At 34.2% G+C, this 12,334-nt stretch carries 9 protein-coding genes; all 9 read left to right on the top strand.

Features of this window, described 5'->3' with window-relative positions:
* Positions 1 to 699, top strand: a complete 699-nt coding sequence (locus HWV01_RS17525; RefSeq protein WP_211672760.1) for a lipopolysaccharide assembly protein LapB — start codon at positions 1 to 3, stop codon at positions 697 to 699.
* 9 nt (positions 700 to 708) lie between these two features.
* On the top strand, positions 709 to 1,200 hold the full coding sequence (locus HWV01_RS17520; protein WP_075471056.1) for a TadE family protein: 492 nt from the start codon (positions 709 to 711) through the stop codon (positions 1,198 to 1,200).
* Entirely contained in the window at positions 1,175 to 1,720 is a 546-nt protein-coding gene (gene tadF / locus HWV01_RS17515; protein ID WP_249185365.1) for a tight adherence pilus pseudopilin TadF, read from the top strand. Before HWV01_RS17520 ends, tadF begins: the two co-directional genes overlap by 26 nt.
* A complete protein-coding gene (locus tag HWV01_RS17510; protein WP_249185364.1) occupies positions 1,720 to 2,949 on the top strand; it encodes a TadE/TadG family type IV pilus assembly protein in 1,230 nt (409 codons plus the stop codon). Before tadF ends, HWV01_RS17510 begins: the two co-directional genes overlap by 1 nt.
* A gap of 20 nt (positions 2,950 to 2,969) precedes the next feature.
* A complete protein-coding gene (locus tag HWV01_RS17505) occupies positions 2,970 to 3,614 on the top strand; it encodes an OmpA family protein (protein WP_211672759.1) in 645 nt (214 codons plus the stop codon).
* 177 nt (positions 3,615 to 3,791) lie between these two features.
* Positions 3,792 to 6,500: an EAL domain-containing protein gene (locus tag HWV01_RS17500; protein ID WP_249185363.1), complete on the top strand. Its 2,709-nt coding sequence runs from the start codon at positions 3,792 to 3,794 to the stop codon at positions 6,498 to 6,500.
* Positions 6,501 to 6,528: 28 nt separating this feature from the next.
* Positions 6,529 to 8,538, top strand: coding sequence for an EAL domain-containing protein (locus tag HWV01_RS17495; RefSeq protein WP_249185362.1), 2,010 nt, complete (start codon positions 6,529 to 6,531; stop codon positions 8,536 to 8,538).
* A gap of 18 nt (positions 8,539 to 8,556) precedes the next feature.
* A complete protein-coding gene (locus tag HWV01_RS17490) occupies positions 8,557 to 10,503 on the top strand; it encodes a GGDEF domain-containing protein (RefSeq protein WP_211672757.1) in 1,947 nt (648 codons plus the stop codon).
* Positions 10,504 to 10,703: 200 nt separating this feature from the next.
* Positions 10,704 to 12,299 carry an aryl-sulfate sulfotransferase gene (locus tag HWV01_RS17485; RefSeq protein ID WP_211672756.1) on the top strand — a complete coding sequence of 532 codons (1,596 nt, stop codon included), beginning with the start codon at positions 10,704 to 10,706 and terminating at the stop codon, positions 12,297 to 12,299.
* The last annotated feature ends 35 nt before the right edge of the window (positions 12,300 to 12,334 follow it).

The raw sequence follows: 12,334 nt of genomic DNA, 5'->3' as shown, positions 1-12,334 counted from the left end.
TTGACTTTTATATTGATACTGCTCGTTTCAGGTTGTGCCGCTAATAACAATGATTCGATCTCCAATTCACTCGATTTTTATGAACAAACTCAAAATAATCACAAAATGATTGAGCTATATAAGGCCGAGCTAAAAGCGAAAGAGAATTACATGGTCAGAACTAAGTTGGCGAATGCTTACTTGTCGATTGATGACTATGAATCAAGCTTGTTTACGTTAGCGCCTTTATTGAAACAAGGTGAAGTCTCTATCGATATATTAGAGATAAAGGCAAAAGCATTATATAAAAGTGAAAATTTTGATAATGCATTACGTACATGTGAAGAAATAATAGAGAAAGTCGACGTAAACCCTGAAATTGAAAACTTAATGGGGCTGATTTATGCCGAGAATAATAATTATGAACAAGCAAGAAATTATTTTAATCGTGCGAGAGCACATTTTCATGACGATATTATTATTCAAAACAACTTAGCTGTTTTAGATTTACTTGAAGGAAATCCACAGGCTTCAATCACACGTTTAATGCCACTTTATACTAAAGATCCAAGTGATATTAAAATAAAGGCTAACTTGATTATTGCTTTCTCTCAAATTAATGATGTGAATGCTGTTAGAAGTATTTTAACTTCAAGTTATTCGCAAGATGAAATAGACGACATCGTCACCGCATTAATCGAACTGAAACCCCTATCGTGAGACCTCTATATGAATAAAGCATTAAGGACCCAGAATGGCGTAGCGACCATAGAGTTTGCTCTCGGGCTATTTCCATTTTGGTTATTAGTTTGTGTTTGGGTTGAAATGAGCTACGTGTCTTATATATCTGGATTAACCGACTTAGCATTGGCTGAATCTTCTCGGTCGGTGAAGAAAGATGAAGATAGCTATATGAATCAGTTTCGGCAAAGTATAAAAAGCAATAACACCCTCTGGTCGCAATTTCTAGACACGAGTAAGTTTAAAGTGTCTGTTCACTATATTGCTAGTTTGAAAGATCTTAAGAATATCAAGTCGGTTTGCGAACCAGGTGAAGATGAATTTAAAGAATGTGGTATCGAGGTGAATAGTGCCATTGCAATATACCGAGTCGAATATAACTATAACCCGATGTTTAACTATTTTTTAAGTGATGATCAACTCTTAGTTCGAGAATCAATTGTGATACAGGAATATGAGCGCGATGAATTTAAATTATAAACAAAAAGGTAATTTCACCGTTGAATTTGCAATTGTTGGTGTCGCTTTTTCCTTCCTTATTATATTTAGTGCTGATGTGATTGTTAAATTATCGCTGAAGGGAAAGCTTGATCGATTAAGTTATTCTGTCGCCAACATTCTTAAAGAGCGTACCCAGTTCTACAACGACAGTTACACACTATCAGAGGCTGAAACCAGTACTCTAAATACGATTGCAAAGCAAAGTATGCGCAGAACCTCACAGAATTTTGATGGCAAGCGATGGGGTATGCATATAGAAGCGTTGCAATTTAACAGTAGGGACGAGTCGGTTGTTGTTTCATTTCCTGAAGGAACTCAACCAATTACGCCGAGTATCGGCATGGATTCTCTGAGAAACTTGGCTGTGATGACGAGTTGGGGACGCAGAGCGAGCATATACCGGGTTACCATGGTTTACAGAACTGAAAACTGGTTTGGGGCGTTGATAGGTGAAGAGTTTAATACCGTATCATCTAGCGCAATAATGATAGGCCGATAATGATGAAAGCATATTATAAGCGCCAACAAGGGCATGCAGCATTACTGTTTGTAATGATAGTTCCTGTTTTGTTTGGTATTTTTGCTCTGGCGACTGACGGGGTGCGTGCTTTACAGAGCAAAGCAAGGTTAGGGGATGCCGCGGAAGTTGCTATTTTAACAATTGCAGCCAAAAATGCTGATAACACTGATGTAGATTTTGATGGTGCTGGTTCAAAAGTAAATAGGGATATCGCTACTCGTGTTATTTCAAACTATTTTTATAATCAGGATACGATATTACCCCAAGACCTAAAAATTAGTAAATTAGCATGTCATGATATACCCGAATGTCTTGCAGGATTAGAAAGAGGGGAGAACCGTTTTAACGAGTACAGTATCGAAGCTAAAACGAAACTCAATACATGGTTTCCTGGTAATGAATCTATTGTCGGCTTTGGTGATACGTTTACAGTTGGGCATGCAGCAAAAGCGCGAAAGTATGTGAATAAAACCGTTGATGTGGTGTTCGTTGCCGATTTTTCAGGTTCAATGGGCGGGGAGTGGAAAGGTAATAATGGCATAAAAAAGGTTGATGCGCTTAAAAACGCCATGAAAAATATTGTAGAGGAAGTAGAAAAGTTTGATGAGATTACTGACGGAAATAATAAAGTTGGTATTGTGCCATTTAATTTTTTCACTGCGGACTGTTATGGAAATAAATTCGAAAATTATACTCAAAATGCATATCAGACCATAAATCAGATTTGGCAGCCAGGTACTTATCAAGGTCAAGGTCATCCGTATTTTTATGATATTCCCTTAACCAACGATTACAAAAATTTTATTACTCGGTTTAATCAGTTCAGAGCAACTGGTGGCACTTCATCTTATGAAGGCATAATTCGTGGTGCTCAGATGTTAAACAACGAGGGTAAAAATGCAAGACGGTTGCTCATTGTGCTTTCAGATGGGGAAGATAGTTATGGTTATCCGTCTATTCGGCATAAGGCATTAAATGATCTCAATTACTGTCAAATAATCAAGAAGGGGCTTTCAGAAGGAAAAAACGAGAAGGGTGAAAATTTCTCGGCTAAGTTGGCCGTTATTGGTTTTGGTTATGATCTAGAAAAAAATGTAGAGCTAGCGAGGTGTGTTGGCGTTGATAATGTTTATAAAGCCGAAAATGAACAAGACATATTAGATAGGATCCTAGAGCTAATATCTGAAGAAATCGGTCATCTAAAGTAACTGTGAATGAATGGGAATATATGAAATCTAAAATAGTGTTGTCGTTATTAATATTATCAGCTTGTACAAGTGCCTATGCAAAGGCAATGAAACAAAACGAATTTATCTCTTACTGCTCTAGTGAGCAGCTAGAATATCAACTAGGTGTTCACATGGGCGAGGTAAATACGGTCCACGAAAAGCAAGGTCAAACGATGTTAGTTAAGGCTAGCAGCGAGACTGACTATGTGTTGAAACGCATGAAAGAGAGCTTCCGTGATTCGGGCTTAAAAGAAGAGTGCGCTGAATATTTATATAGAAATAGTGGTCTTAATTTTACTGAGGGTAGTGGCGATATTTTTGCTCGAGTTAACTTTTCTTTTGATGAAGACAAGTTAACAGGCGAAAGTCGACACATTTTAAATGAGTTAGCGAGTAGCCTGAAAGACTCAAATACTGGTTTACAATTGACTGGTCATACCGACTCTATCGGTAGGGACATCTATAACTATGAACTCGGTATAAAGCGTTCTGAAAGCGTGAAGACATACCTGATCGAAAATAGTGTTAATTCTCAGGGGATATTGCTAGATTCAAAAGGTGAAAAAAAGCCTGAATTTAACAATGATACTTCAGAGGGGCGTGAAAAAAATAGGCGCGTAGATATTGAGTTAACAGAACTCTAACTGCGGTTAATAAGAGTTGTGCTTGTATTGACGCAACTCAGTTTTATCTCTATTGACACTTCATAGGCTTGAGTTTACTTACATTAGCTTAAGTTTACTTAAAGTTTGAACGGGTTAATCTCGATATACTTATAAACTTGGTCTAGTAAGTTAAGAGTAATGGAGAGTGAAACCCTTATGATGATGTCGATTTCTTTTATATTCAAGCTACATTACTTTTGCCCACTATTCTTTCTTATCTTTATAACCCCCTCTTATGCTACTTGTAGCACCAACCATGCTGTAACAGATATGTCTTCTTATCAGTATGAAACAATTAAAATTGGTATTGTTAGCGATAGTCTATACGCAAGAAAAATGGCGAATGGTGACTTTGCATATGAAATTATTGAAAAGCCACTCAAAAATTGTTTAGGTGTTAAGACTCTTATTATTAAACAGCCTCTGGTTGAATTAATTGAATTAGCGAAGAGTGGGAAAGTTGATTTAATTTTTGACCTTGCTAAGACTAAAGATCGAATTAAATATCTAGACTATTCAATAAAGATAAGTGGTGAGATCCCTTATATCGTGAGCAGTAATCCGTTAATAAATAACCTAGAATCGGGTCTATCAATAGCGACACTTAAGGGTTCTGCTTTGGTTGAGCTTACTGAGCGATTTTTAGAATCTATTGGATTTAACAATAATATAAAATTAGTAGAATCTGTTTCGGATTTAAACAAAGAGCCATTATTTGTTTCTGGTAGCTCCTATATTACAAATTACCACGGTTTTAAAATGCCGATATCAGAAATGAAAGGCAGTCATGTTGCCGTGATTAAAAGTAAAAGCAAAATATTATTACCGATAATAAATGACATCATTGAAAACATAGATAAAACTCAATTGGAGAAAGAAATTACCGACTTTAATCATCAGTATCTACCATTGTCGAATAAAACATTACAGAATGGTAACGATATTAATGTATTAATGGATTTTCACTTATTTCCTTTTTATGCGGATAAATATAACAACCTGTTGATATTCAACAAGTATAAAAATCTTGCCTATGAGATTTATGGCATTAATCTTGTTGATCAAGATTGTCATGATGATAGCTGCTTTAAATTATATAGCGATGACGTAACTATGGCTATATATGACAAAGAAAAAATGGACGGTAATCTACCTACTAAAAGTTTAGGTTTGGTTCGGATTGTACTGTTCAAAAACACTGACATTAATGATGTAAAACGAATTGGTATAATGAAAGAGATGCCAATGGACCTACGTTCTCCGGAAAGAAAATATATAGAGTTTTTACATCAAGAAGAAATGGTCGAATACTTTATGCAAGGTGATATTGATGCATTTATTTCGACAAGTTTAGATGGAAAGCTATTATTGGCAGAAAATCCAAGCTTAAATTTCACTGAAGAAAAGCTGAGTTTGAAGTCAGTTGTCTTTTTGGTTCCTGAAAATCATCCTGAAAGTAACGCTTTATTGTCAATCCTCAATTCATTGATAGATATATCCAATACCACTGGATATGTTGCGATAAATCAACATTCTAGAAACCTTATTTTACAATCTGTTATAGATGGTAAAAAGGAACTGAGATTAAGAGATTTTTACTCTTATATGGTGTTATCGATACTATTTTTTATTTATATTTACTTTTGTTATAAAAAAGTAACGGTTGATCCGTTAACAAAATTATTAAATTCGAGCTTGATGAAAAAATATCATCGAAATAAAAAATATAAAAACATCATTTACATCAACATATCAAATTTAGAGAATATAAAAAAATCTGATGGCGTCGAAAATGCGAATAACATTATTAGAGTTTTTTCATATATGCTAAAAGATAGTTTTCCATCGAAAGCAAAGATATTTAGGCTCTATGGTGATCACTTTGTTATTTTTTCAAACTTCGGTTGCATAAAAAAAATAGAAGGCAAGTTGATACAGCTAAAGCAACGTTCAGACGAAAAAAGAGTCGTATTTAATTGTGGTGTGAAAAATAGGTCTAGTGATCTTAAATTAGACCTGATAGCAAGTACTGAAGCTATGTATGCTAACTCTCTTAATGATGGCGCTTTATTTTATTCTTACGAAAATTCAAAAGAAGTACAAGATTACATCAATAAAAATGTAATTAAAGAGGTTATTACTCAAGCGTTAAAATACAAAAGCTTTAGTGTTAACTTTCAGCCTAAATTCGATTTGAAATTAGGTGTTATATACGGTGCTGAAGCCCTCGCTCGCCTCTACGTAAATGGACAGCATTACTCTCCCGCGGTATTTATAAATTATTTAGAAAAATGCGGAAGAGTACCAGAATTAGATTTTGTAATATTAGAAAAAACGATAGATTTCATTAAGATAAACAATATGTTTGATGTTGTTTTTTCGGTTAATGTGAGTTCTGAAAGTATAGCTTGTGAAACGTTTAAGAAAAAAGTCAGAGCGATATTGACTGAAAATGACATGATCAAGAATTTGGAGCTAGAAATTATTGAGTCAATAGCATCAGAGCATAAAAATGCGGTTATTAGTTTTATTACAGAAATAAGAAATGATTTTGGTGTAAAAATTTCATTAGATGATTTCACTACCGGTAACTCATCGATGATACTGCTCAGTGAGTTCAGGTTTGACTGTATTAAATTAGATAGAAGCTTGTTCAATGCAATGCACAATAATAATAAATTTAAGGGTTCGGTTAAAAAATTAATTAAAGAAATAAGAAATTTTAGTGATGATATTGTGTTTGAAGGGATAGAGAATGAGGAGGATGAGTCGCTTGTTATTGAACTTGGCGTTAATAAAGTGCAAGGCTGGAAGTATTCAAAACCTATCTCGCCTGATAAATTTATCAGCCTGATAAAAAATTAAATTGATGCGTGTATTGTTGAATAATAAAATGATGAAATTGTTAGACTGTTTATCAGATAATCTTTATTTACGTGGTCTTTGTAATACCTTTATTATGCTGTTACCAATTCCAGTTATTTCAGCGTTATGTGACGCTTTGTCATCTTTTTTTTGGGGGGGGGGATTTCATCGATTAAGCTTGTTTATGGGACTTGTTTCCGAAAGTACACGCTCGTTATATCCAATATTGCTATTGACTTATTTTTCTTTATTTCTTTCTAAAAAAGAAGGTGTATCGCGAGTTTTGGTTATCACTTCATCTTTAGTGATCGTTTTAATTATATCTAATACGTGTAAAGTTATTGACAGCACTGCGTTGCTTAATATAAAAATCCCGTTTTTTATGGCCGTATTAATTCCAATATTAGTATCTAAATTTATCTTTTATATTCAGAGCAAAAAATGGTTTATGCGCTCTGAACTGCCCTCTGTGATAGATCAGTCGATAAACCTTGTCGGCATCACTTTATTAGTGATTGTCATCATAGGGCTTCCTGCATTCTACTTGTCTTGTTTCGTGATGATTGAAACAGAGAATTGGTTTATCCATTATGATATTAACCCTTTATTTAATGCGCTTATATTAGAAACAAGTCGGAATCTGCTTTGGTTCATCGGCATGAATGGCCATGCTGTACTTTCTGGTTCTTCTGCTGGTCTTGATTGCAGCCATTCGGTAGCGATTACTGACATTCAATGCCATTCTGAGCATATTATGAATAGCCTTTTTTTGACCGCTTATGCGTCGATAGGTGGTGCTGGGAATTCGTTAAGTTTGGTTATCTGTATGTTATTAACAAAAAATCAAGGCTATCGTCGACTTGGTGCTGTGTCATTAATATTTAGTTTTTTTAATATTAATGAATTAGTGATATATGGCTTGCCTGTCATGTTTAACCCAATTTTAATCATTCCCTTTATTATGGTTCCAATATTATCTCTGTCTCTTGCCTATTTAGTGACGACACTAGGTTTAGTCGCTCCTGTTACTATTCCAATTAGTTGGATGACACCGACATTATACAGTGGCTATTTATCTACAGATGGAGATATGAACTCAGTCGTATTACAAGCGGTCATTGTCATTCTCGGTATCAGTATTTACTACCCATTTTTTCGTCGGATGGATGGTATCAAAATGGCAAATGCTGTGTATTCCAAGTCTATTTCGGATAACTATTTTAATTATGACAAATTGGACGAAAGTAAATCGATAGGTGGCATGTTACCAGCAATGAATCAGAATATTCTCGCTCAGAATCGTATTAATAAACTGCAAAAGAGTGGGGACTTTGTATTATTTTATCAGCCTCAATATGATGTGGTTACTAAAAATATGGTATCTATCGAGGCATTGATTCGACATAGAGATCGTCAGGGTAAAATAACACCACCAATATTTATAGATGATTTTAATAAAGTGGGATTGGCTTCAGTACTCGACTTTTGGGTATTGCATCGGGCATTGACTGAAACTGCGACGATCATTAAGGAATTTGGCATTACAGTCTCAATTAATGTATCACCAGTGACATTTATTCGAAAAGATTTTTTTTATGCTGTAAAAGAAGAAATTGAAAACGTGGAAGTCCCTTTTTCTAGTATCATTTTAGAAATAACCGAAGATGTATTGATTAAAGATGAGTGTAATACAGCTAAAAAAATTAAAAAATTTAGAGCGTTGGGGGTTAAAATTGCTTTAGACGATTTTGGTTCTGGTTATTCATCATTAGGTTATTTGTCTAAATACAAATTTGATATCGTTAAGATTGACCGCACGTTAACAATGAATACTTATAATAAAATAGGGGCGGAACTGTTCTTGTTAACATGCCAGATTGTAAGAACGCTAGGCGCCAAAATAGTTGTCGAAGGTGTTGAAAAACAATGTGAAGTTGAATTGATGAAAAAAGAGAAAATTAGTACTGCACAAGGATTCTTTTTTTCGAGACCAAAGCCAATAGAAAAGATAGATTTTACTGAAAATGTGCAGTTATAAATTTAATTTGGATATATTATGAAGAATTTACTTTTTGTATTTTTAACTTTATTAATAGAGATTAATTGTGCTTATGCAAAAAGAGAAACCTATGATGTGGGTATTGTTAAACGAGACAAAATTAGTGAGTTTGTTTTCCAAAAAATATCAGATGAATTATTAATTGATTTTGATTTTCATTATTATGAAAGCTACGATAATATATTGTATTTGTTGAATACAGAGTATTTGGATTTTACTGCTGATATTACATATACATCTGAAAGATCGTCTTTTCTGGATTTTACAGCCCCTGTGCATACCGATTTATCGTACATATTCACAAAAAATAAATTTAATAAATCAACTGTTAATAAATTTTTAACACCCAGTGGGTCAACATATCATGATTTTCTAAAATTACAGTTTTATAACAAGTCTTTTGCTACTTATCATAATATTGATTCTGCATTTGATTACCTTCAGCATGACGATGTAGACGCCGTTATTGGCAATTCAGGGATGCTTGAGGTTGCACTTAAAAAAGGTTTTAAAGCAGAGAGAATATCAAGTATTTTTGATATTACTCCCGTCTCGATTGCGACTAAACATGGAAAAAATACCGCTCTACTTGATGAGATTAACCGTCTGCTCAGTGAAAATAAGCTACAGCATCAGGTCGCGAATATTATTAATAAAAATGAGTACAATGTTAGACTAAAGTCGCTACGACAAAAGGTCACGAGTAGTAGTGTGGATACCAATCATGTCATTCAATTTAAAGTTGAAGATTTAGAAGAAGATGGAAGTGCACCAATCAATGGGTTGAGTCTTTCTCTTGTTAGGAGAGTTTGTTTTATACTCGGGTTTAAGTGCCAATTAGTGAATGGCGTTGATGAGCCCTGGGCAGATATTTATAACGACTTAGATAAAAAATCAATTGATATGTTAGGGGCGATGGCTATTACTGATTCTCGTAAAGAAAAATTCTATTTTAGTGAACCCTATTACAAACCTCATTTACTATTGATCAGTCGTGCTGGTTACAAAATAAATCAATATCATCAACTATCTGAATTAGTTGGTGAGCGGATAGGCGTTGTAGAGGCTGATTATTTCGACGATGTTATTACACTGCGATTACCTAAAAAACCTTTATCTAGATTTTCAAGCCAAGATCAGATGGTTGAAGCTTTACTTAATGGAGATGTAGATTACATCCCAATAGGTGAAGGTAATTTCAATAAATTAATGACAACTGAGCGTAGAATTCTACCTGTATCTCAGGCTAAATCTATATCTACCGAAATCTACACGGGTGTATCTATGGCCTTTCAACGTACAGCGCAGGGGAAAGATTACGCGATGCTGTTTTCTGAAGCGCTTCCTCTCGTGAATGTGAAGCACATCGTCAACTTTCATGGGCTGCAACCTGATTGGAAGTCTGCTTTGTTAGCTGAGAAAAAATACATACGATTGACTCAATTATCTTTTGCTTGCGTTGTTATACTCTTACTTTTATTTACTTATTATCTATATATTCAAGCGACTACAGATTCATTGTCTAAACTAGGCAACCGACGAGCACTGACTCGTAGATTCAAATCTGGGGTTAAAAGTGAGTGTGTTTTTGTCTATATGGATATTAATAATTTCAAAAGTATTAACGATAAGTATGGTCATCATGTAGGGGACTTGGTGCTTGTCGCACTTGCTCAGCATATTCAATGTTATTGGTCAGGAAAAGCATATCGTATTGGCGGGGACGAGTTTGTACTTACCCTTAATAAAATAGTACCTGAAGTTTCAGACTCATTTACGCGTTTACAGCGATTCAGTTTCAGTATTAAAGATACGGGAGAAAAGCTTGATATCTCTGTATCCGCTGGTATCTCATTGAGGCGTGAGAGAACGATATCATTGCAGGCGTTATTACGCGATATAGATCATAAAATGTATAATAATAAAACATCAAAGCAGAATTAGTCAGTTCTTGTTATCTATTTAAATTTAAATTAATTATTTAACGTCGGTAGTTCGTATATATTGATTAATGTGCTCCTAATAAATAAATAATAAAGATATAATAAAACCACATATAAATTTCTGTTTTTATAAGTATATAATATATGCGTGCATTAATAATTATGCATGAATATAATTATAACTATAGGTGTTTATTTAAAATGGAAGCAAATAATAACTTACGTAAATTTCTCGTAACTTCAATCTCTCTTGCAATCGGTGCATTAAGCGCTAATTCTTACGCAAATTCGAACAGCTTTACAATTGTTGAAAATGATAATAATGATTCTGCATTTATTTCGTCAGTAGATATAAGTGGTAATGGATTAGATGATATTATTGATAAGATAAATAAAGTCGAATTTGAGATCACGCCGAAAGTAAATGCAATAAGTAGTGCAGTTAAGGCCTCGTACGATATAACGTCATTAACGATAGATAACGGTGTTTTAAGTCTACCTATTTTTGCTTTATACGAAAATTATAGCAATCAAGTGGACATAACTATTCATTATGATGATGCCGGTGTACTAAAATCAGTACCTAAATCAATCAGTATATCAACGCCAAGATTTATAGCTCCGAATGACACTACAACGACTGTTGATGATTTTAATTCAACCTTTGAAAGTATTCGTGTGACACAAAAAGCTGACTCTAATACGACTTATGCAGATGATTATTTTTACCTAAAATCTTTAAGTTCGCCAGTTATCATGGATCTGGATGGTGAAGTAAGGTGGATGCTTGATTATTCAGATTTAAGTAACAAAAATAATGCAACTGCAAGTACCTTTACTAAAGGAAAAATATTGCTGGGTGATGGGGTTGATGTTGAAAACCGTGGTTATTACAGTTGTGAAAGTGGAAAGCAATGTAATAATCTTCAGATTATTCAACTAGATGGAACTAGAATCGAAGATAAGCTAACGCTTCCGGGCTACTCTGATTTGGTTTTTCACCATAATATCAATGCAGGTAAAACGGACAGCTATCTTGTTGAACTTCATGGTATAAAAGACACTAGCCTTGGGCAAGAGAAAGGTACTTTACTTGCTGATGTTAAAGATGATGCGACAGTTTTAAAATCTTGGAATATGCGCGATATTATTAAAGCGCATATTGAAAAAGAGGGAGGAAATGATACCGGATTCTTTGCAAATACTGACTGGTCACATATGAATTCAGCTATATATAGCGCTGCTGATGACTCTGTTATTGTCTCACTTCGAAATAGCTTTGTGATGAAGTTTGATTATCAAACGGGTGATATCATTTGGGTATTAGGCGACACAACTCGAACTTGGGCAAATAGCCAGTATAAATTGGATAGCTACAATTTAACTTCTAAAAATGGTGAGTATCCAATCGGACAGCATAGTTTGTCACTTGATTCAAATGGTGATCTTTTACTTTTTAATAACTCTAGAAATCCTGATACAAGAGCGGCAGTACATGGTACTAGCCTAGTACAGACATACAGTCTCGCTAAAGAAGATATGATGGAAACCGAGGTTATATCGAGCTACGACGATAATATTTATTCAGGCATTTGCTCTAGCGTTATACAGTCTGGTACTAATTATGTAATTAATTATGCAACGGCAACAAGTAACACTGAGAATATTATTCAAGTTATCAATAATACTGGGACTAAATTATTTGAAGCTAAGATCGATAATAATAATAGTTATTTTAACTGGTGTGGACATGCGTGGAACCTAGAGCCTATCAAAATGAATAATATAGAATATTAATCTTCAGTTATAAATATTTTTAATATAAACGGTCT

The sequence above is a fragment of the Moritella sp. 5 genome, assembly GCF_018219455.1.
Classification (GTDB): Bacteria; Pseudomonadota; Gammaproteobacteria; order Enterobacterales; family Moritellaceae; genus Moritella.
The sequence above is the reverse complement of the archived record's forward strand: the minus strand, read 5'-3'. Positions and strand labels throughout refer to the sequence as shown.

Coding starts and splice junctions, on each gene's coding strand:
- HWV01_RS17500 (WP_249185363.1), top strand. CDS start 3,792: ATGATGATGTCGATTTCTTTTATATTCAAGCTACATTACTTTTGCCCA.
- HWV01_RS17505 (WP_211672759.1), top strand. CDS start 2,970: ATGAAATCTAAAATAGTGTTGTCGTTATTAATATTATCAGCTTGTACA.
- HWV01_RS17510 (WP_249185364.1), top strand. CDS start 1,720: ATGATGAAAGCATATTATAAGCGCCAACAAGGGCATGCAGCATTACTG.
- tadF (WP_249185365.1), top strand. CDS start 1,175: ATGAGCGCGATGAATTTAAATTATAAACAAAAAGGTAATTTCACCGTT.
- HWV01_RS17495 (WP_249185362.1), top strand. CDS start 6,529: ATGATGAAATTGTTAGACTGTTTATCAGATAATCTTTATTTACGTGGT.
- HWV01_RS17520 (WP_075471056.1), top strand. CDS start 709: ATGAATAAAGCATTAAGGACCCAGAATGGCGTAGCGACCATAGAGTTT.
- HWV01_RS17490 (WP_211672757.1), top strand. CDS start 8,557: ATGAAGAATTTACTTTTTGTATTTTTAACTTTATTAATAGAGATTAAT.
- HWV01_RS17485 (WP_211672756.1), top strand. CDS start 10,704: ATGGAAGCAAATAATAACTTACGTAAATTTCTCGTAACTTCAATCTCT.